The organism is Aquabacterium soli (assembly GCF_003933735.1).
GTDB classification, from domain to species: domain Bacteria; phylum Pseudomonadota; class Gammaproteobacteria; order Burkholderiales; family Burkholderiaceae_C; genus Aquabacterium; species Aquabacterium soli.
Genome location: NZ_RSED01000006.1, coordinates 102,642 through 124,331, shown reverse-complemented (window position 1 = coordinate 124,331; position 21,690 = coordinate 102,642). Strand labels below are relative to the sequence as shown.

Here is a 21,690-nt window from a genome sequence, read left to right as displayed (position 1 = left end):
TGGACAACTGAAAGACGTTACAAAAGTTAAAAAAGTGCCAATCGCTGCCGATAAGCCTCGGAGCGTCAGCTGCATTGGCTCAGCGGGCGCGTGATCCTTCTTAGTCACCCTCAGGTTTTCGGTCACGATCCATGACACGTTCTGTCTCTGCGCTGTCCTCTGCGCATCGCGTCTCCTCCGTCTTCACCTCCCCCCTTTCTCTCACCGCGTTGGCTGCCGCCTTGCTGGTCATGCAGGCGCCCATCGCCCATGCGCAGTCGGCCGCTGATCTGCAACGGATCGAGCGCATCCAGCAGGAGGAGCAACAACGCCAGTTGCGCGAGCTGGAACAGCAGCGCGAACGCGCACAGCCACCCACCAGCCTGGACCCGGGCCCCGTCAAGCGTCCCGCCCAGCGGCCGGAAGGCCCTTGCCGCGACATCCGTGAAATTTCGCTCAAAGGCGCCACAGCCCTGTTGAGCGGCACCCGTGATGCCTTGATCAAACCCTATGTGGGGCGCTGCCTGAGCGCCAACGACATCGAGCGCCTGATGGGCGACCTGACCGCGCACTATGTCTCGCAAGGCCGCATCACCGCACGTGTCTACCTGGGCGCCCAGGATCTGAGCACCGGCCGGCTGGAGCTGACGGTGGTCGAAGGCGTGCTCAAACAGCTGCGCATCGAGGATGGTGGCAAGAAGAGCATCTCTCCGGGCAATGTGTTCCCTGGCATTGAAGGCAAACCCTTGAACCTGCGCGACATCGAGCAGGGCCTGGACCAGATCAACCGCCTGGCTTCCAACAACGCGACGATGTCGATCGAGCCGGGCGAGCAGCCGGGCGAGAGCATCCTGGTGGTGCGCAACAACCCCGTGAAGGCCTGGCGCGTGAGCGTGTCGGTGGACAACTTCGGCTCCGAATCGACCGGCCGCAACCAGGCCGGGCTGAGCGCCTCGTATGACAACCTGTTCGGCTTCAACGACTTCATCAGCGTCACCGATCGCCGTACCCTGGATCGGCACGACAAGCGCCGCGATTCGCAATCGAACAGCCTGACGTATTCGATCCCCTTCGGTGCCACGCTGTTCACGGTGGGTGCCAGCAAGTCGAGCTACTTCAGCACGCTGGTCACGCCGGGTGGCGTGTCTTTGCCCTCCGAAGGCGATTCCACGGTGTTCTATGCACGTGGCGACCACACGCTTTACCGCGACCGCGACAACCTCGTCACGCTGTCCGGCACTTTGACCCGCAAGAGTTCCAAGAACTACCTGGCCAGCCAGTATCTGGAAGTCAGCAGCCGCACCCTGACCGTGCTCGACATCGACCTGGCGCTGCGCCGCCCCCTGCTGGACGGCATCATGCAGACCTCGGTGGGCCTGTCCGATGGCAAGCGCTGGTTCGGTTCATTGAAGGACCCCAGCAACGCGCCGGATTGGGCGCCTCAGGCGCAGTTCACCAAGGTGCGTGCGTCGGCCTCATGGGCACGCTACTTCCCCGTGGGCACGCGCACAGTGGATGTCTCCACGCAATGGAACGGCCAGTACGCCAACGATGTGATGTACGGCTCCGAGCAGATGCTGGTGGGCGGCATCTACACGGTGCGGGGTTTCGACAAGGACACCCTGGCCAATGACCGCGGTTGGGTGTGGCGCAACGAGATCGGCGTGCGCTCGCCGTTCGAATACCGCGGCACCGTGGGCTCGTGGCGTCCCTACGCCGCGCTTGACGGCGGCTGCGTCTATGCCCGCCAGGACCCCGATGTCAACGGCTACCGAGGTGACGACGCCTGCCTGGGCGGTGGCGCCCTGGGCCTGCAGCTGCGCTGGGGCCCGGCCACGCTGGACACCTTCGTGATGAAGCCGCTGCACCGCCCGGACAACCTCCGTGCCGATGGCACCTCCGTGCGCGCCGTGGTCTCCCTGGCCTTCTGATACCCCCGAATTTCCCGAGCAGGACCTTTCTTATGAACCGCAGTTTTCGTCATGTCTGGAACAAGGCCCAAGGCCGTTTCGTGGTTGCCTCGGAGACCGCCTCGTCCCGCGGTCAAGGCAGCGGCCGAGCCCGCCGTGCCGTCGTCGCAGGGGCAACGGTTGGCGCCGTGATGGGCCTGGCCGTGCCCACGGCGCACGCCCAGATCACCGTGGCCAGTGGCAAGACCGAAGTTTTCCGTGCCTCCAATGGCGTGCAGGTCGTGAACATCGAGACCGCCAACCAGGCGGGCCTGTCGCACAACAAGTTCCTCAACTACAACGTCGAGAAGACTGGCGTGGTGCTGAACAATGGCAACAGCGACCAGATGGCGCGCCAGTCGCAACTGGCCGGCCAGGTGGCGGCCAACCTCAACCTGAGGTCCGAGGCCCGCGTGATCCTCAACGAGGTGGTGGGCAACAGCCGAAGCATGCTGCAGGGCTTCACCGAAGTGCTGGGTGGCAAGGCCGATGTGGTGGTGGCCAACCCCTACGGCATCACCTGCTCGGGTTGTGGCTTCATCAACACCGACCGTGCCCTGCTGACCACCGGCCTGCCGCAGATCGGTTCGGGCGGCACGCTCGACGGGTTCCGCGTCACACAGGGTGACATCCTGATCGATGGCGCCGGCATCGATGCCAGCAGCACCCGCCTGTTGGACCTGGTGGCGCGCAGCATCAAGGTCGATGGCCGCCTGGTGGGGGCCGACGTGGGCATCACCACGGGTGCCAACGACTTCACCTGGGCCACGCGCAACGCCGTGCCCGTCGCGGGCAGCGATGCCGCACCATCCTTTGCCTTCGACTCCACCGTGCTGGGCGGCATGTACGCCAACCGCATCACCATCGTGGCGACGGAGGCCGGGGTAGGCGTGCGCATGCTGGGCGAGGTGGCTGCCACGGCCGATGACTTCGTGGTCAGCGCCGCAGGCAAGATCGAGATCAGCACCCGCATCAGCGCCGAGCGCGATCTGAAACTGGCCAGCACCGTTGGGGCCACCGCGATCAGCATCGAGGGCACGGAGACGCAGTTGAGCAGCAAGCGTGACCTGGTCCTGCTGGCCAGCCTGGGCACGGTGGCCCTGGACGAGTCGACCTTCAGCGCCGGCCGCGACCTGACCTTGACGGCCGCCAGCCTGATCGACCACACCGCCACCGGCAAGCAACGCTATGCCGGCCGTGACGCCACCATCAGCACCACGGGCAGCACCCAGATCGCCGGCAGCACCTGGGGTGCTGGTGACGATCTGGCTGTGACCGCGGCCAGCCTGACCGTCAACCAGGGCAAGCTCTACAGCGGTGCCGACGCGCAGGCCACAGGCAAGTCGCTGTCGCTCACCACCACGGGCGGCGCGCTGGCTCTGAACGGAACCAGCGTGCAGAGCACCGGCACGCTCGAGCTGGATTCAGCGAGCAGCATCACCACCGACGCCACGACCGAGGTCCGCAGCACCGGCGATTACCAACTGAGCGCCGTGGGTGCCATCACCCACGCGGGCAAGCTGCTGGGGTCTGCCAAGGGCGAGATCCAGGCTGGCACCACGCTGACCAACAGCAATGTGATCCATGCGGCGGATGACCTGACGGTCAGCGCCACCACGATCGAAAACACGGCCACGGCAGGTCTGTCGTCGTTGAAGGCCTTGACGCTGACCGCGTCTGGCAACCTGCGCAACCGTGGTGCGCTGTACGCCGGTGAAGCCATGCTGCTGAAGGTGACCGGCGCCGGTGGCACCCTGCGCAACTACAGCACCGGCACGATCGACAGCAGTGGCACCCTGACCACCAACAGTGCGAACTTTGTCAACAACGGTGCCATCGTCAGCGTGGGCGACATGCTCATCAAGGCGACCAGCTCGTTCGTCAACGAGACGGTCTGGAACGGCGGCACCCTGACCAAGAAGGACGGATCGGTCAACTACGGCTCCACGATCAGCGTGGACAAGATCGCCAATGAAGGCTCGTTCGATGCCGGCATGAACGCCTGGTTGCACGACGAGAACTTCAACTACGACGAAGAGCTGGTGGGGCTGACACTGTCCGAGCTGCAAGCGCTGCAGAAGGCGCAGATCATCGCCAATGGTGCGAGCAGCAAGCTGACCATCGACTACGGCCCCAGCGGCCTGAACCGCGTGGGTGTGATCTCCGCACCGACCGTGGAGATCAAGGGCACGGGCACGTTCACCAACGAAGAACTGGCCTTGTACAACGTGCAGAAGGTGCTGCGCTGGGTCGAGATCGTCGACGAGAAGATCGGCTCCGATGACTACGGCTCCTGGGCGCGCACCAGCGCTACCCGCGACGACAGCTTCGCCATGGACCCGGACGACGATGACTACGACCTGGGCGACTGGAACCCGAACCACGCTGGCGCGCCGGCCTGGACACGGACTTACAGTGATGCGGAAGCCCGCCAGAAGGCGGTCCAGGGCGGCAAGCTGAAAGACGCCACCGTCATCGGCCGCAGCGGCGCGGGCATCTTCGCCACCAACCTGACCTTCACGGGCGGCACGCTGGTGAACGAGGGCTCGCCCTGGCCCGACGACAAGACCCGGGTGCGTCAGGCGACGCTGCAGAACCCTGCCGTCACCACCAAGAACCCCGGCACCAGCGTGACGCTGCCGAGCAACCCCAACGGCTACTACGTGCCCAGCAAGGATCCGGCAGCCAAGTTCCTGGTCGAGACCAACCCGATCTTCGCGGTGGGTTCGGACTTCGTCGGCTCCGACTACATGGCCCAGCGCTTCGGCTTCAACCCCGACACGGTGCAGACACGCCTGGGTGATGCCAACTACGAGGCCTACCTGATCCGCCAGCAGCTGATCGAGAAGACGGGCAGCAACGTGATCGCCGGCTACAACAACGAAGCCGACCAGATGAAGCGCCTGATGGACCAGGCCTACACCCAGGGCCAGAAGCTGGGCATGGAGTTCGGCAAGACGCCGACGGCTGCCCAACTGGCTGGCCTGACCGAAGACATCGTCTGGATGGAAGAAGTCGTGGTGAACGGCCAGAAGGTGCTGTCGCCCAAGGTCTACCTGGCGGCCACCACCGTGGCTGCGATCGACACCGGGGCGGTGATCGGCGGCCAGAACGTGACCATCGCGGGTGAAGGCCTGAAGAACACGGGCGGCACCATCGCGGGCACCGGCACGCTGACCGTGAAGACGACGGGTGACATCACCAACACCAGCGGCACGATCAAGGGCGGCGACGTCAACCTGACTTCGACCGGCGGCAGCATCCGCAACGAGACCCTCGCCATCGGCTCGGGTGACGACACCACCTACAACACCGCCATCGGCAAGACGGCAGGCATCCAGTCCACCGGCAACCTGAACCTGGACGCTGCCAAGAACATCGAGGTGATCGGTGCGGACGTCACGGCCAAGGGCGATGCATCGCTGAGCGCGGGCGGCAACATCACGGTCGACACCATCGTCGACAAGACGACCAGCACCAGCTTCACCGAGAGCGGCGGCTTCCTGAGCTCGTCGAGCACCCGCACCACGACAGGCACCGAGACCAACATCGGCTCGAACCTGAACACAGGCGGCAACCTGAAGATCAAGTCGGGTGGCGACACCACGATCGCGGGCAGCAATGCCAACGTGGGCGGCAACCTCGACGCAGAAACCGGTGGCAGCCTGAACGTGATCGCGCGCCAGGACAAGGCCTTCACCCAGACCGAGAGCAAGACGAGCGGACTGGGCGTGGGCGGTGGCCTGGCCGGCACGAGCACCACCACCAAGGATGTCTTCGACGGCACCAACAAGGGCTCGACCCTGAACGTGGGCGGCAACGCCAACATCAAGTCGGCCGACACCGTCACCATCCAGGGCTCGGACGTGAAGGTCTCGGGCAACGCCGACATCGACGCGACCAAGGGCATCCAGGTGCTCGACGGCCTGGACGAGCACCGTGAAAGCACGAAGACCGTGACCACCACCTTCATGAAGGTGGGCGGCGAGACGGCCGCCGAAGCCAACGCCAAGGCGCAGAACGGCAGCGGCCGCTCGGCCGAAGCGGGCGCTTCGGCCAGTGCCAACGGCAGCCTGAAGCTGGCGGAAACCACCACCACCACGACGCAATCGGGCAGCAACACCAGCGTGGCCTCGAACCTGAGCGTGGGCGGCAACCTCAACATGAAGTCCGAAGGCACGGTCACCGTGCAGGGCTCCAACGTGGAGGCCGGTGGCAACCTGAATGTCGATGCCAAGAACATCGACGTGCTGGCGGGCCGCAACGAGACATGGTCGAACTCGCAGACCGAGTCCACCTCGATCGGCATCTACTCCGACAACAGTGCCGAAGCCGGTGCCAAGGCCAAGCAGACCGGTGCAAGCGCGTCCGCCAGTGCCAGCGCCAGTGCCGACAGCACGACGACCATCGGCGTGCAGACGCAGTCGGCCGAGTCCAGCGACTACTCGCTCAAGAACACCGCCTCGTCGCTCAAGAGCGGCGGCAACATGAACCTCAACGCCACCGAACAGGCCAAGTTCGTCGGTGCGAATGTGGAGTCGGGCGGCGACATGAGCATCAAGGCCAAGGACATCAGCTCGATGGCCGCGCAGGACATCGAGAAGAGCTCCAGCTCCAGCACCACCCGCACCGCCGGTGTCTACCTGGGTGGCAACGCCAGCGCCGATGCGGCAGCCAGCTCCAATGGCACGGCTTCGGCCAGCGCCAGTGCAGAAGCGAGCGCCGGCCTGCGCTATGCCGACCAGTCCGAGAGCTCGAGCTCGGGATCGGTGACACAGCAGACCTCCAGCTTCAAGTCGGGTGGCAACATCACCCGAGAAGCCCAGGGCACCATCACCGACCAGGGCACGCAGATCGAGGCGGCCGGCAACATCAAGCAGAGCGCCACCACGATCAAGGAAGTGGCGGCCGAGAACTCCAGCTACTCCACCAGCAACAGCTCCAGCAACGACGCCCGCGTCGGTGTCTACGCGGGGGCAGGCGCCGGTGCCGACAGCAGCACTGGCAACGCCGGTGCGGATGCCTCGGTGGGCTTGAAGGCCTCGTACTCGGGCTCCACATCTTCGGAATCCGAATCGTCGACCTCGACCGTGACCTCGCGCTACAAGGCGGGCGGCTCGATCGATTCGACCTCGACCGACAAGACCACGCTGATCGGCACGCAGTTCGAAGCAGGCAAGGATGTCAACATCTCGGCCGGTTCGCTGGATTACCAGGCGGCCAAGGACACCACCACCAGTTCGTCGAGCAGCCTGAGCGGCTCGGCCGAGGTGAAGGTGGGCATCCTGGGCACGGCTGGCGTCAACGGTTCGGCCGAACTGGATGCCGAGAAATCCAAGGCCTCGTCGACCACGTCGAACGCGGGCGGCATCAACGCCGGTGGCTCGATCAACATCAAGACCAAGGGCGATGCCACCTTCGAGGGCACGAACATGTCGGCCAAGGACTCGGCCACGGTGGACGCGGGCGGCAATGCCACATTCAATGCGGCGCGCGACACCTCGTCGGAGTCCTCCGTGGGCGTGTCGGCCAGCGTGTCGGCAGGCACTTCGGGCTCGGGCAGCAGCCGCGAGAGCGAGGGCGCGGGTTCGCTGGGCCTGTCGGCCAGCGGCGCATCGAGCGACACGGCCAAGGCCAGCACCATCCAGGCCGGCAACGGTGGCGTGACCATCAAGTCGGGTGGCAACACCACGCTTGAAGGCACGCAGGTGCAGAGCAGCGGCACGGCCTCCGTCACGGCGGGTGGCCAGGTCAAGGCGGTGGATGCCAAGAGCAGTTCGTCGTCTTACGGTGTCGATGCCAGCATCGGCGGTGGCGCGTCCTCGGGCGATGGCAAGAGCAAGGGCAGCGGTGGGGTCTCCCTCGGTGCTGAAGGCTCGTCGTCTTCGAGCAGCCAGGGCGTCAAGATCCAGTCGGGTGCTGCGGTCAAGCCTTGAGCATTCAAGCCCCGGCCACTGGCAGGGACAGGAAAGGGGCCTTGGGCCCCTTTTCTTTTGGCTCGCCTAACATGGCCGCATGAAGGCATTGATCCTGCCGGCGCCATTGCAGCGCCCGGTCGAACGTTTTGCCCGCGGCTTCATCCAGCCGCCGGGACGCCCGCCGGTCGATTTCAGCGCACCGGTGGGGGCGCCTGCCTTGCTGCCGCCCGACTCGCTGTCGTGGCGCATCTTCAAGAACCCGCTGGCGCTGGCCGTGGGCGGCATCGCAGCCGTGATTCTGGAGCTGGCCGAGCCCAGCGTGCGCACCGGGGTGTGGGAGCACACCAGCTTTCGCCGTGCGCCGGTGGCCCGGCTGCAGAGCACGGGCCTGGCGGCCATGATGACGGTGTACGGGCCGCGTGAACTGTCCGAGAACATGATCGCGCGAGTGGGCCGCCTGCATGCGCAGGTCAAGGGCACCACGCCAGATGGCACGCCTTACCGCGCCGATGATCCCGTGCTGCTGGACTGGGTGCAGGCCACGGCCTCGTTCGGTTTCATGGAGGCCTACAGCGCCTACGTGCATCCGCTGGACGACGCGATGCGTGACCGCCTCTACTCAGAGAGCCGCGAGTCATCGCGCCTGTATGGCGCCGTGGGCGCGCCAACCTCGCTGGCCGACATGCAGGCCATCTTCGAGACGATGGCTCCCCGGCTGGAGGCCTCGCCCATCGTCTTCGAGTTCCTGGAGATCATGCAGCGCGCGCCCATCCTGCCGCGCATCGGCCGCTATGGGCAACGTCTGCTGGTCAAGGCTGCGGTCGAGCTGGTGCCGCCGTGGGTGCGCGAGCGCCTGGGGCTGGGCGACGAGTGGCGGCTGCGGCCCTGGCAGCGCGCTGTGCTGAAGCTGGGCGGCCGCGTGGCCGATCGCCTGCTGCTGCGCGACAGCCCGGCCGTGCAGGCCTGCCACCGCCTGGGGTTGCCGGCCGATCACCTGTACCGGCCCTGGTGAACCCAGGCGTGGGCTCAATGTTCGTGGTGATGCCCGCCAGGCTTGCGCACGGACATCGTCGCCTCTGAAGGGCTGGATGTCGGCGCAGCCCTGTTGACCGTCGGCTGCTCACCCGTGTACTCATGCGCCACGGTGCCCTCGGGGTGCCGGTACCAGCCCGGATCCCTGTAGTCGCCCGGCTTGATGCCGTCGCGCACCTTGACCACGCTGAACATGCCGCCCATCTCCAGAGGCCCGAAAGGGCCCTGGCCCATCATCATGGGCAGGGTGTTCTCCGGCAGTTCCATGTCCATTTCCGACATGCCGGCCATGCCCGTGTCGCCCATCACCATGTAGCCCGGGATCAGCCGGCCGATGCGCTGGCCCAGGCCGCGCATGTCCGTGCCGATCAGGTTGGGCACCTGGTGGCCCATGGCGTTCATGGTGTGGTGCGACTTGTGGCAGTGGATGGACCAGTCCCCGGCGATGGCATCGAACTCGATGGCACGCATCTGGCCCACGGCGATGTCGGTCGTCACCTCGGGCCAGCGCGCGGCCTTGGGTACCCAGCCTCCATCCGTGCCGGTCACCTCGAAGCTGGGACCGTGCATGTGGATGGGGTGGTTGGTCATCGTGAGGTTGCCCACGCGGATGCGCACCCGATCGCCCGTGCGCGCCACCAGCGGGTCGATGCCCGGGAAGACGCGACTGTTCCAGGTCCACAGGTTGAAGTTGGTCATCTCGCTCACGCGCGGCGTGGCGCTTCCCGGTTCGATGTCGTAGGCGCCCAGCAGGAAGGCGAAGTCGCGGTCCACCCGGTGCTGGCGCGGATCCTTCGGGTGCACGATGAGCAGGCCCATCATGCCCATGGCGATCTGCACCATCTCGTCGGCGTGCGGGTGGTACATGTGCGTGCCGGGGCGCTGCAGCGTGAACTCGTAGACAAAGGTCTTGCCCGGCGGGATGTGGGGCTGCGTGAGGCCGCCCACGCCGTCCATGCCGCTGGGCAGTTGCACGCCATGCCAGTGTGCGGTGGTGTGCTCAGGCAGCTTGTTGGTCACGAAGATGCGCACGCGGTCGCCCTCGACCACCTCGATGGTGGGGCCGGGGCTGCTGCCGTTGTAGCCCCACAGGCGGGCCGTCATGCCGGGTGCGAGCTCACGCACCACGGGCTCGGCCACCAGATGGAACTCTTTGACGCCATCCTTCATGCGCCAAGGCAGGCTCCAGCCGTTGAGTGTGACAACGGGGTTGAAGGGGCGGCCATTGGGTGGCGCCGGAGGTGGCTGTGTGGTGGGCGAGGTCTGCACCACGGCCTCGGGCAGCGAGGCCGCGCCCACGCGGCTGACGGCGGTGGCGCCCAGGGCCAGGGCGCCGGCGGCTCTGAAGAAGTCTCGGCGCTGGCTCATGGCTGGCTTTCTGTGGGGTTGGGGTGTTGAGGCGGGGGCGACAGGGGCGTGGCCAGTGCGGCCTGCAGGCGCGTGTCGGCCAGCCAGTGGTCACGCAGGGCCGTGATGCTGGCGGTGACGCTGGCGATCTGCTCGCGGGCGTCGACCAGCAGCTCGAACACGCCGATGAGCATGCCGTTGTAGCGCAGCAGGTTCTCTTGGGAGAGGCGCTGGCGCACTGGGATCACCTCGTCTCGGTAGTGGCGGGCCAGGTCGTAGCTGCCCTTGTATTGGGCATAGGCCTCGCGGGCTTCGGAGCGCGCGTTCAAGGCCACCTCGGCCGTTTCATGCAGGGACTGCATGTACAGGGCTTGCGCGCGGGCAGCACGCGTGCTGCCGAAATCGAACAAGGGCAACTCCAGCTCGACCTCGTAGCCGTTCTCGCGGGCTTGGCCGGTGCTGCTCTTGTTGGCGTAGCCCAGCTCCAGCACGTTGACGAAGCGCGTGGCCCGCGTCAGGCCCAGCGAGCGGGCGGTGGACTCGGTGGATCGCCTGGCCATCTGTACATCCAGACGGCGCTCCAGGGCCGTTTGCTCCACGTCCTTGGGCCGGTGCGGCGCGGCGGGCAGGTCTGGCAGCCGCTCGGGCAGGGCCAGGGTGGCAGGGGCTTGCGGCAGGCCCATCACACGGACCAGGCGTTCACGTGCGGCCAGGGCCTGCTGCCGGCTTTGCACCAGGGCGGCGCGCGCCTCAGCGGCGAAGGCCTGTTCACGCAAGCGGTCGCGCTGGCTCAGGTTGCCGGCCTGCTGCATGCGGTGCGCCAGCTCGCTGGACACGTCCGCGGCTTCCTGTACCTGGGCCTGGTAATGGGCCAGCTGCTCGGCGGCCACGGCCTCGTAGAAGGCACGGCGAGCGTGGTGGGCCACGTCCACGGCATCGGCGGCGGCTTGCAGTTGCGCGCGCTCGAAGCTGCGCTGCGCCAGGGGCGAGGCCACGGGCAGGGTCAGCAGGCCCAGGATGTCGAACATCACCGAGCGGTCGATCTCGGTGCTGCCGCCGCCCCGCATCTGGCCGAAGCCGATGCGCGGGTTGGCCAGGCGGCCAGCGCGCACGCGGTCGGCTTCTGAGACACCCAACTCGGCCAGGCGCGCTTGCAGGCCGCGGTTGTTGAGCAGGGCGATTTCAGTGATGCTGTCGGCGCTCAGGGGCTGGTTCAGCAAGGCGGCCACGCGGGCCTGTGCCTGGTCGATGTCGCCTTGTGTGCGTTGCCAGGTGGCGGGCTGGCCCGTGCGCTCGTGTGTCAGGTCGGACACGGTGCCGAAGCCGCCATCGGGCGAGAAGGAGGCGCATCCGCCCAGCAAGGCGGCCGCGGCGGCGCAGGCCAGCATGGGCCGTCGCCGTCTGGTGTGGTCGTTGTTCATGATTCGAAGTCATCTCTGCGGCCGATGCCATGCAGGGCAGGCGGTCGGCCAGATGCCCATGCGTCGCGCGCACGGGCCCCTGGGCCTCGCTCGGAGGCCTCACGGGGTCAGATGCTTCGAGGGGGGCGGTCCTGCCCGCTGGACAGGAAATCGGGCACAGGGGCCGCGAGGGGGGGGAAGCGCGTGCTGGCCACCTCGGGCGGTGCGGGCACGCCGACGGCGTGGACCGGCAGCGTGGTGACAGAGCAGGTGGCCGCGCACAGGTTGCAGGTGCTGTCCTGGGCGGGGTCGTGGGATGCGTGATCGGGCTGCGACCCATGGGCCGCGGGATCGCTCATGTCACCGTGATGATCGTGCGCGTGGTGGGGTTCGTGGCCCGTATGGGCACGATCCATCACGTGCTGGCCGTGGTGCACCGGTGCCGTGGCGGGCGGGCACAGCATGGCCGCAGCCACCGCGCCCCGCCAGGGCAGCAGCACCACGAGCAACAGCAGGAAGCACACGCGCAGCATTTTCACGAGGGTCAGTGTAGACCTTCCCCCGGGGGCAAGGTCAAGCCTTGGTGCAGGGGTGGGCCAGCCGGTCGATGATGGGACAGTCGGGCCGATCATCACCGTGGCAGCAGTGCACCAGGTGCTCCAGCGTGGCCTTCATGGCCTGCATGTCGCGCAGCTTGGCCTCCAACTGGTCGATGTGGGCCTGCGCCAGTGCCTTGACCTCGCGGCTGGGGCGGCGCTGGTCCTGCCACAGGCCCAGCAGGGCGCGGATCTGCTCGATCGAGAACCCCAGGTCGCGGGCACTGCGGATGAAGCGCAGCGTGCCGAGTTCCTTGTCGGCATATTGTCGATAGCCGGCCTCGGTGCGCCGGGCTTCGGGGAACAGGCCGACGCTTTCGTAGTGGCGGATCATCTTGGCGGACACGCCGGTGGCCTTGGCGGCCTGACCGATGTTCATCGCTTGCATGGCTGGAGTCCTTGACGAGGGTTGCGCTGTTCGATGCGAACGCGCTTGTTTCGTTCCGTTGCTTTCGGGGGCCTGTCCTGTCAGGGGCGGGGATGCGCCTGGCGCATCAGCTCGATGTAGCGCTGGGCGCCCAGGCCGAGTGGCCGCTCCTTGATCCAGACGATGTCGGCCCACAGCCGCACCTCGTTGGACATGTTGGCGAAGCGGATCTCGGCCAGCGAGCTGGGCCCCATGTGCGAGGCCGTGAGCGAGCGGGGCAGGTAGCCCCACCCCAGGCCCGACTGCACCAGGCTCAGCGCGGTCTGCGGGTTGTCGGTGCGCCAGACCTGGCGGGACAGCAGCAGGCGCGGGTCGACCTCTTCCTCGTCGCGGCCCATCACCACCACCTGGCGCAGCCTGAGCAGGTCGGCCGGGCGCAGGCGAGGCTTGCGCCCCAGCGTGGCCAGCAGGCTGGGCGCGATCACGGCGGTCAGGGTTTCGCTGCTGAACTCCTGAAAGCCTTCCTTCTCGTCGATGGCCGATCGCTCGAACACCAGGGCCAGTTGCACGCAGCCGCTGTGCAGCATCTGCAGGGCATCGGCCTGGGGTGCCGTCAGGATCTCGAGCTCCAGCGACGGGAACTGCTCGGCGAGCGTGGCCAGTGGCGTCTTCCATGCGGCGGCGAGCAGCTCGGGCGCGATGGCCAGGCTCAGGCGCCGCTCCAGCCCCTGGTGCAAGGACAGCGCCTGGCCCTGCAGCATGCGCAGCTGATGAGCCAGTTGCCGTGCGGCCGGCTCCAGCGCCTTGGCAGCCGCGGTGGGCAGAGGCTCGCGTCCGGATCGGTCGAACAGTTCCAGGTCCAGCTCGGCTTCCAACTGGGCGATGGTCATGCTCACGGCGGATGGGACACGACCCAGCATACGCGCCGCGGCCGAGAACGAGCCCTGGTCGAGCACGGTCAGGAAGACCTGCACGTTGTCGCTGTCGAAGCCGGATTTCATGGGCTCAATCTATCAATTTTTCTGAAATATTCTAACTTTTATCGTCAGAAAGGCAGATATACAGTACGGGCATTGACAACAGCCGGCCTTGATCCGGCCACTGGGTTCACATGCAAGGTCTCAAGCGCAAGCTGGTGTACGTCACCCTGTTCGAACTGATCGCCGTCGGCCTCACCAGCACGGCGCTGTCGCTGATCTCGGAGCGGCCGTTCTTCTATGCGGGTGTTGCGGCCGTCAGCTCGTCCGTGATCGCGCTGGTGTGGAACCTGATCTACAACACGGGCTTCGAGTACTGGGAGGCCCGTCAGACCACCAAGGGGCGCAGCCTGCGGCGTCGGCTGGTGCACGCGGTGGGGTTCGAGGCCGGCCTGGTGGTGCTGCTGGTGCCGCTGTTTGCCTACCTGCTGGGCCTCACCCTGTGGGAAGCCTTTGTGTATGACCTGGGGCTGATGCTGTTCTTCATGGTCTACACCTTCAGCTTCAACCTGGTGTTCGACCGTGTGTTCGGCCTGCCGGCCTCGGCCCTGCCCACGCCCGCGGCGCAGCCTGAAGCGACAATGCGGGCATGAGCCTGCCATCCGTTCAGACCTTCCTGGCGCAGCACGCGCCCGACCTCCAGATTCTGCAGACCGCCGAGCCCACCGCCACGGTGCTGGACGCGGCCCGCGTACACGGCGTCGAACCCGCGCAGATCGCCAAGACCTTGTCGCTGTGGCTCAAGGACGAGGTGATTCTGCTGGTGATGGGCGGTGACTGCCGGCTGGACAACCGCCGCTTCAAGGAGCAGTTCGGCGCCAAGGGCAAGATGCTCAATGCCGAAGAAGTGGTGCACTGGACCAGCCACCCGGTGGGTGGGGTGTGCCCTTTCGGCCTGCCCACGGCGCTGAAGGTCTACGCCGACGTGTCGCTACGCCGTTTCGATGTGGTGCTGCCTGCGGCGGGCAGTGTTGATTCCGCGCTGCGGATCGCGCCCGAGCGCTTGGCGCAACTGGTGCAGGCCGATTGGGTGGACGTGGCGCAGTTGCCCGCAGAGGCCTAGCGCAGCCTTTGCATCAGGCCGCGCCCACGGTAGGGGCAAGCACGATCAGATAAGGTCTGACGCGCACCCACCATCCATCGAGAAGCCCATGGACGCCGCCGTCAAGACCGTGCTCGACATTTACCATGCCCGGATCGAGGAAGAGCAGCGCCTGCGCGATGCCGGCATGGGCATGAAGGATCTGGACCGCCTGCTGCTGGCCGTGGGCCCTGCCACGGGGCGCCTGATCAACCTGCTGGTGCGCAGCCTGGTCAAGCCGATGATCCTGGAGCTGGGTACCTCTTACGGCTACTCCACCCTCTGGCTGGCCGAGGCCGCGAAGGCGACGGGCGGCCGCGTCCTCACCATGGAGCTGCAGGACTACAAGGCGGGCCATGCGCGCGAGATGGCCCAGCAGGCGGGTCTGGCTTCCGTCATCGACTTCCAGGTGGGTGATGCGCTGCAGCTGCTCGACAAGACCGAACTGCGTTTCGATTTTGTCCTAGTCGATCTGTGGAAAGACCTGTACGAGCCCTGCCTGGACCGCTTCCATCCCAAGCTCAATGCAGGTGCCATCATCGTGTCGGATAACATGATCAGGCCGGGCGGCCCGGTGGCTCAGCGCTATCGCCGTGCCTTGCTGCGCAAGCCGGGCATGTCGAGCGTGTTGCTGCCGGTGGGCTCGGGCATCGAGGTGAGCCGCTACGGCGTGGATTGACCGAACGCCACCACATGGCTGATGTCAAGGCGGATGCCGATGGCTTCGCCCGTGGCGTGGTCGTGATGCGAGGGCACCAGCGAGAGCAACTGCGTGCCGTCGGCCAGGGCCAGCGTGTAGAGGAACTCCGCACCCTTGAAGGCCTTGTGCACCACCCGGGCCTGGATGGGGCTGGCATCGTCGTGCTGCACGTCGTCCGGACGCAGCAGCACCTCGACGGCGGTGTCTGGCGTGAAGGGAAGGGCGCGGCTTGTCGTGAAGACCGCATCTTCACCTGACACCTCGCCGAGCTGCAGCCTCAGGCGGTGTGCATCCAGCACCTGGGCGCGCACGAAGGCGCCTTGCCCGACGAAATCCGCCACGAAGCGGTTGGCCGGCTGGTGGTACAGCGCATAGGCCGTGTCCCACTGCTGAAGCCGGCCATCGGCCAGCACGCCCACCACATCGGCCACCGCGAACGCTTCATGCTGGTCGTGCGTGACCATCACCGCCGTGGTCTGCGTGGCCTTGAGGATGTCGCGCACCTCGCCAGCCAGCCGCTCACGCAGCGACACGTCCAGGTTGGAGAAGGGCTCGTCGAGCAGCAACACCTCGGGTTGGGGGGCCAGGGCGCGGGCCAGGGCCACGCGCTGCTGCTGGCCGCCTGACAGCTCGTGCGGATAGCGTTGGGCGGCATGGGAGAGCCCCACGGTGTCCAGCATCTCGTGCACCCGGGCCTGTGCATCGGCCCGGCCCTGCAGACCGAAGCCGACATTGCGCGCCACCGTCAGGTGCGGGAACAGCGCGTAGTCCTGGAAGACCATGCCGATGCGGCGCTGCTCCGGTGGCACCAGCCTGCCGGGCTCGCTCAGCAGGCGCTCATCAAGCGCGATGCGCCCTGCCATGATGGGCTCGAAGCCGGCCAGTGCTCGCAGCACCGAGGTCTTGCCGCAACCCGATGGACCCAGCAAGCAGGCAATCACGCCTCGGGGCAGAGAAAAGCTCAGGCGCTCGACCACTGTTCTGCCGGCATAGCCCATCGACAGATCCTGCACCTCCAGCCAGGCGGGGCCGTGGGGTGGGGCTGGGGGCGGGCTTCGGTGCGTAGCTTGTGACATGGCCTGGGGTGTGATGCCGGGCAACGATGATAATTCCCGCCACCGACCATGATGCAGTCTTCCCAGTCACTCCCCGCGGCCTTGCGCCACAGGCCTTTGCCCTGGCTGGTGCTGTGCGCCCTGCTGGTGGGCATCCTGGTGAGTGTGCCCGTGCTGGCGGTGGTGGCGGAGGTGTTCGCGCCGGGCACCAGCGACACCTGGTCTCACCTGGCCAGCACCGTGCTGCCCGATTACCTGTGGTCCACGCTGTGGATGTGCGTGGGGGTGGGGCTGGGTTCGGCCTGCCTGGGCGTGGGGGCCGCCTGGCTGGTCACGCGGTATGACTTCCCTTGGCGTGCCACGCTCGAATGGGCGTTGGTGCTGCCGCTGGCCGTGCCGACCTATGTGATGGCCTACACCTACATTGATCTGCTGCAGTTCGTCGGTCCGGTGCAGACATGGCTGCGTGACACTTTCGGCTGGACCCGGGCCGACTACTGGTTCCCTGATGTGCGTTCGCTGGGCGGGGCGGTGGTGATGTTCGCGCTGGTGCTCTACCCCTACGTGTACATGCTGGCGCGCACGGCCTTTCTGGAGCGTGCTGCCGGCATGCTGGAGGTGGGTCGCGCACTGGGGCTTGGCCCCTGGCGCAGCTTCGTGCGCGTGTCTCTGCCGCTGGCCCGACCGGCCATCGCGGCGGGCGTTGCACTGGCCCTGATGGAGACCCTGGCCGATTTCGGCGCCGTGTCCTACTTCGGTGTACAGACCTTCACCACCGGCATCTACCGCGCATGGTTCTCGCTGGGCGATCGCGTGGCCGCGGCCCAACTGGCCTCGGCGCTGCTGGGCTTCGTGGTGATGGTGCTGGTGATGGAGCGCCTGTCACGCGGGCGGGCACGGTTCCACGACACCACCTTGCGCCGCAGCCACCTGGGCTCGGTGCGGCTCCAAGGTGGGCGTGCGGCGTTGGCACTGGGGGCTTGCCTGCTGCCGGTGTTGGCGGGCTTTGTCCTGCCTGCCAGCATCCTGCTGCACATGGCCATCGATCAGGGGGATGCGCAGTTCGGCCCGCGCTTCGTCGGGCTCACGCTCAACAGTGTCACGGTGTCCGCCGTGACGGCCCTGGTCGCGGTGCTGCTGGCGCTGTTGCTGGCCTATGCGGCACGGTTGCACCCGCGGGGTCTTTCGCCGATCACGCACCGCCTGGGTGGGCTGGGCTATGCGCTGCCGGGCACAGTGATCGCGGTGGGCGTGCTGATACCGGTGACGCGGGTGGATGTCGGCCTGACGACGTGGCTGGAGCAGCACCTGGGCTGGCAAGGGGGGCTGCTCATCACGGGCAGCATCGCCGGCCTGGTCTACGCCTGCGTGGTGCGTTTCATGACGCCGGCCGTGCAGGCCGTCGATGCAGGCTTGCTCAAGGTCACGCCCAGCATGGACCAGGCGGCCCGCAGCCTGGGGCTCGGCCCCTGGGCCGTGCTGTGCCGCGTGCATTTGCCGCTGCTGCGTGGCAGCCTGCTGACGGCGCTGCTGCTGGTCTTCATCGACGTGATGAAGGAACTGCCGGCCACGCTGGTGTTGCGCCCCTTCAACTTCGACACGCTGGCCACGCAGGCCTACACCCTGGCCTCAGACGAGCGCCTGGCCGAGGCCTCGACCGCGGCGCTGACCATCGTGGTGGTGGGCCTGTTGCCCATCATCGTGCTGAGCCGGCAGATCACGCGCAGCCGCCTGCCTGGGGGCGGGGACCCCTGAGCAGCGCGGTGCGCGCGACGATCAACGCCAACCGGCGCGGTCAAACAGCTTCTGTGCTGCAGCGGCGTTCTTGGCCAGCGTGCCCACGTTGAGCTTGTCGGACTTGAAGGCGCCCAACTGCTGCAGTGCCGGGTTGGTCACTTTCACGCTGGGCACGGCCGGCCACTCGTTGTTGCCGTCGGCAAAGTAGGTCTGGGCCTGGTCACCGCTGAGGTACTCGAGGAACTTGACGGCGTTGGCCTTGTTCGGCGCGTTCTTGAGGATGCCGGCACCAGACACGTTGATGTGCGTGCCCCAGGTCTGCTGGTTGGGCCAGACCACGCCGAGCGCATCCACCACCTTGCGGTCCTCCGGCTTGTCCGAGCGCATCAGGCGGGCCAGGTAGTAGCTGTTGGACACTGCCACACCGCATTCGCCCGCGGCCACGGCCTTGAGCTGATCGGTGTCGCCGCCCTTGGGGGCGCGTGCGAAGTTCTGCACCAGGCCGCGCGCCCAGGCTTCAGCCTGCGCCTCGCCCTGGTGGGCGATGAAGGCGCCGCCCAATGACAGGTTGTAGGGGTGCGAGCCGGATCGCACACAGACCTGGTTCTTCAGGCGCGGGTGGGCCAGGTCACCGTAGGTCTGCACCCATTCGGCCTTGATGCTGCTCTTGTTGTAGACGATGATGCGCGCCCGCGTCGAGAACGCGATCCAGTTGGGGGTGCGCAGGTTGGCCGGGATGCGCTGGGCCAGCACCTTGGACTGCAGGGGGGCGAACACGCCGGCCTGGTCGGCGATTTCCAGGCGCGAGGCATCGACCGTGATGAAGATGTCGGCTGGTGACTTGGCGCCTTCAGTGCGGATGCGTTGCAGCAACTCGTCTTCCTTGCCGTCGATGCGGTTCACCTTGATGCCGGTGGCCTTGGTGAAGTTGGCGTACAGCGCTTCGTCCGTCTGGTAGTGGCGGGCCGAGTAGATGTTGACCACCTGGTCGTCGGCGTGGGCCAGCGTGGCGGCCGTGGCGATGGCCAGTGCGGTGAGCGAAGGCAGGCGGAACAGGGGAGAAACCATGAGCGCGATCCCGAGTCGTTGACGTGATGCCCGTGCCCTGCGTGGCAAGGCTGGACGAGGACTCGCGAGATTACACGAGAAATGAGAATTGTTCATTCTGCGTTCAGGTGGTGGCCCGGGCCCACGGCAATTCCCAGGCAAGTGAAACGTCCTCGACCTCAGAGTCGCCTTGAGGATGCTTCGCAACAGTGTTGAAGGGGGCCGGGCGGCTACATGGAGATGACATGCGGCCCCGACGCCACAAAGCAAAAAGCCACCGCAAGGGTGGCTTTCGCTCCAAGTGCTTGGCTCTTGCTGCACAAGGATAAATTCTGGTGGCGCTTCAGGGACTCGAACCCCGGACCTGTGGATTATGATTCCATCGCTCTAACCAACTGAGCTAAAGCGCCATCGAGCCTCAAATTATATGACAGGTTTTTTGCCGCTGGCAAGCGCCCGGCAAATTTTTGCGCAACAAGTCATGCCCTCTTGAAATCTGGTGGCGTAGCCCTACTTCTCCGCCGCCAACCTCTTTCGCAACCCTTCACCGATTGCCCCCAGAGCAAACGCCATGGACAACAAACAGACGCATTCCTTCCAGGCCGAGGTCAAGCAGCTGCTGCACCTGGTCACGCACTCTCTGTATTCCAACAAGGAGATCTTCCTGCGCGAGCTGATCTCCAACGCCTCTGACGCCTGCGACAAGCTGCGCTTCGAGGCCCTGGACAACAGCGCCCTCTACGAAGATGCGCCCAACCTCGAGGTGCGCATCCTGATCGACAAGGCTGCGCGCACGCTCACCATCCGCGACAACGGCATCGGCATGAACGCTCAGGAGGCCATCGACCACCTGGGTACGATCGCCAAGAGCGGCACCAAGGAGTTCATGGGCCGCCTGTCGGGTGATCAGCAGAAGGACGCCCAACTCATCGGCCAGTTCGGCGTGGGCTTCTACAGCGGCTACATCGTGGCCGACCGCATCACCGTCGAATCCCGCCGCGCGGGCGACAGCGCTGCCCAGGGCGTGCGCTGGACCAGCGAAGGCACCGGCGATTTCGAGGTCGAGGCCATCGACAAACCCGCCCGCGGCACCGATGTGGTGCTGCACCTGCGTGAAGGCGAGGACGAGTTTCTCTCCGCCTGGAAGCTGCGCAGCATCATCGGCAAATACTCCGACCACATCTCCCTGCCCATCCTGATGCAGAAGGAAGAGTGGGACGCCGAGAAGCAGGAGCAGGTCGTCAAGGATGAGTGGGAAACCGTCAACAAGGCCGCTGCCCTGTGGACCCGTTCCAAGAGCGACATCACCCAAGAGCAGTACGAAGAGTTCTACAAGCAGATCAGCTTCGACAGCCAGGCCCCGCTGGCCTACACGCACAACCGTGTGGAAGGCCGCAGCGAGTACACGCAGTTGCTGTACGTGCCGGCCAAGGCCCCCTACGACCTGTGGAACCGCGACAAGCGCGGCGGCCTCAAGCTCTACGTCAAGCGCATCTTCATCATGGACGATGCCGAGGCCCTGCTGCCCAGCTACCTGCGCTTCGTCAAGGGCGTGGTCGACAGCGCCGACCTGCCGCTGAACGTGAGCCGTGAGATCCTGCAGGAGAGCCGCGATGTGAAGGCCATCCGAGAGGGCTGCACCAAGCGCGTGCTGTCCATGCTGGAAGACCTGGCCAACAACGAGGACGCTGCCAAGCGCGAGCAATATGCCGCCTTTTGGACCGAGTTCGGCTCTGTGCTCAAGGAAGGCGTGGGCGAGGATTTCGCCAACCGCGAGCGCCTGGCCAAGCTGTTGCGCTTTGCCTCCACGCAGGCCGACGATGGCGCGCAGACGGTCGGCCTGGTCGATTACGTGGCCCGCATGAAGGAAGGCCAGCAGGCGATCTACGTGATCACCGCCGACACGCTGGCCGCGGCGAAGAACAGCCCGCAGCTCGAGATCTTCAAGAAGAAGGGCATCGAGGTGCTGCTGCTGACCGACCGCGTCGACGAGTGGCTGCTCTCGCACCTGCACGAGTTCGATGGCAAGCCGGTGCAGAGCGTGGCCAAGGGGGCTGTGGACCTGGGCGCCCTGCAGGACGAAGAAGAGAAGAAGAAGGCCGAAGAGGCCGCGGAAACCTTCAAACCCTTGCTGGAGCGCATCAAGGCCTCGCTCAAGGACAAAGCGGGCGACGTGCGTGTCACCACGCGGCTGGTCGATTCACCGGCTTGCCTGGTGTCTGAAGAAGGCGACGTGAGCGGGCACCTCGCGCGCCTGCTCAAGCAGGCCGGCCAGGAAGCCCCGGTGATCAAGCCCACGCTGGAGATCAACCCGGAGCACGCTCTCCTCAAGAAGCTGGACACCAGCGAGCACTTCGACGATCTGGCCCACATCATCTTCGACCAGGCCCTGCTCGCCGAAGGTGGACACCTGGATGATCCCGCCGCGTATGTGCGGCGTGTCAATGAGTTGCTGATGGCGCGTTGATCCCCACGCACGCAAGGCACACAAAGCAGAAGGCCCGC

Annotated in this window: 15 protein-coding genes and 1 tRNA gene; 8 read left to right on the top strand and 8 right to left on the bottom strand. The window is 66.3% G+C overall.

Going from position 1 to position 21,690, the window contains the following annotated elements:
- The first annotated feature begins 131 nt into the window (after positions 1-131).
- The 3 genes from EIP75_RS09210 to EIP75_RS09200 all read left to right on the top strand — a co-directional run bounded on the left by EIP75_RS09210 (position 132) and on the right by EIP75_RS09200 (position 8,858).
- Positions 132-1,910, top strand: a complete 1,779-nt coding sequence (locus EIP75_RS09210; protein ID WP_125242966.1) for a ShlB/FhaC/HecB family hemolysin secretion/activation protein — start codon at positions 132-134, stop codon at positions 1,908-1,910.
- Between the two features lie 32 nt (positions 1,911-1,942).
- Complete coding sequence (locus EIP75_RS09205) at positions 1,943-7,864, top strand: hemagglutinin repeat-containing protein (protein ID WP_125242965.1); 5,922 nt, start codon at positions 1,943-1,945, stop codon at positions 7,862-7,864.
- Positions 7,865-7,943: 79 nt separating this feature from the next.
- Complete coding sequence (locus EIP75_RS09200; RefSeq protein WP_125242964.1) at positions 7,944-8,858, top strand: oxygenase MpaB family protein; 915 nt, start codon at positions 7,944-7,946, stop codon at positions 8,856-8,858.
- Positions 8,859-8,872: 14 nt separating this feature from the next.
- Here EIP75_RS09200 and EIP75_RS09195 read toward each other — a convergent pair whose 3' ends face one another.
- The 5 genes from EIP75_RS09195 to EIP75_RS09175 all read right to left on the bottom strand — a co-directional run bounded on the left by EIP75_RS09195 (position 8,873) and on the right by EIP75_RS09175 (position 13,589).
- On the bottom strand, positions 8,873-10,246 hold the full coding sequence (locus EIP75_RS09195; protein ID WP_125242963.1) for a multicopper oxidase family protein: 1,374 nt from the start codon (positions 10,244-10,246) through the stop codon (positions 8,873-8,875).
- The gene (locus EIP75_RS09190; protein WP_233584770.1) at positions 10,243-11,646 is read right to left on the bottom strand and encodes a TolC family protein; all 1,404 of its coding nucleotides are present in this window, start codon (positions 11,644-11,646) and stop codon (positions 10,243-10,245) included. Before EIP75_RS09190 ends, EIP75_RS09195 begins: the two co-directional genes overlap by 4 nt.
- 107 nt (positions 11,647-11,753) lie before the next feature.
- Positions 11,754-12,164: a hypothetical protein gene (locus EIP75_RS09185; RefSeq protein ID WP_125242962.1), complete on the bottom strand. Its 411-nt coding sequence runs from the start codon at positions 12,162-12,164 to the stop codon at positions 11,754-11,756.
- Positions 12,165-12,198: 34 nt separating this feature from the next.
- A complete protein-coding gene (cueR, locus tag EIP75_RS09180) occupies positions 12,199-12,609 on the bottom strand; it encodes a Cu(I)-responsive transcriptional regulator (RefSeq protein ID WP_508608329.1) in 411 nt (136 codons plus the stop codon).
- 80 nt (positions 12,610-12,689) lie between these two features.
- The gene (locus tag EIP75_RS09175) at positions 12,690-13,589 is read right to left on the bottom strand and encodes a LysR family transcriptional regulator (RefSeq protein ID WP_125242961.1); all 900 of its coding nucleotides are present in this window, start codon (positions 13,587-13,589) and stop codon (positions 12,690-12,692) included.
- 110 nt (positions 13,590-13,699) lie between these two features.
- Here EIP75_RS09175 and EIP75_RS09170 point away from each other — a divergent pair, with 110 nt between their 5' ends.
- From EIP75_RS09170 to EIP75_RS09160, 3 genes are all read left to right on the top strand, one after another.
- Positions 13,700-14,158, top strand: coding sequence for a PACE efflux transporter (locus EIP75_RS09170; protein WP_125242960.1), 459 nt, complete (start codon positions 13,700-13,702; stop codon positions 14,156-14,158).
- Positions 14,155-14,628, top strand: coding sequence for a YbaK/EbsC family protein (locus EIP75_RS09165; RefSeq protein WP_125242959.1), 474 nt, complete (start codon positions 14,155-14,157; stop codon positions 14,626-14,628). The genes EIP75_RS09170 and EIP75_RS09165 overlap by 4 nt, the downstream gene beginning before the upstream one ends.
- A gap of 88 nt (positions 14,629-14,716) precedes the next feature.
- A complete protein-coding gene (locus EIP75_RS09160; protein ID WP_125242958.1) occupies positions 14,717-15,325 on the top strand; it encodes an O-methyltransferase in 609 nt (202 codons plus the stop codon).
- Here the strand turns inward: EIP75_RS09160 and EIP75_RS09155 are convergent.
- Positions 15,310-16,422, bottom strand: coding sequence for an ABC transporter ATP-binding protein (locus EIP75_RS09155; protein ID WP_125242957.1), 1,113 nt, complete (start codon positions 16,420-16,422; stop codon positions 15,310-15,312). The genes EIP75_RS09160 and EIP75_RS09155 overlap by 16 nt on opposite strands.
- A gap of 51 nt (positions 16,423-16,473) precedes the next feature.
- Between EIP75_RS09155 and EIP75_RS09150 the strand changes: the two genes are divergently transcribed.
- Positions 16,474-18,156, top strand: coding sequence for an ABC transporter permease (locus tag EIP75_RS09150; RefSeq protein WP_125243129.1), 1,683 nt, complete (start codon positions 16,474-16,476; stop codon positions 18,154-18,156).
- A 21-nt stretch (positions 18,157-18,177) separates the two neighbouring features.
- Here EIP75_RS09150 and EIP75_RS09145 read toward each other — a convergent pair whose 3' ends face one another.
- The gene (locus EIP75_RS09145) at positions 18,178-19,206 is read right to left on the bottom strand and encodes a Fe(3+) ABC transporter substrate-binding protein (protein ID WP_125242956.1); all 1,029 of its coding nucleotides are present in this window, start codon (positions 19,204-19,206) and stop codon (positions 18,178-18,180) included.
- 312 nt (positions 19,207-19,518) lie between these two features.
- Positions 19,519-19,595: transfer RNA gene (locus EIP75_RS09140), tRNA-Met, on the bottom strand.
- A 161-nt stretch (positions 19,596-19,756) separates the two neighbouring features.
- On the opposite strand from EIP75_RS09140, the gene htpG reads away from it, so the two are divergent.
- Entirely contained in the window at positions 19,757-21,652 is a 1,896-nt protein-coding gene (gene htpG, locus EIP75_RS09135; RefSeq protein WP_125242955.1) for a molecular chaperone HtpG, read from the top strand.
- The last annotated feature ends 38 nt before the right edge of the window (positions 21,653-21,690 follow it).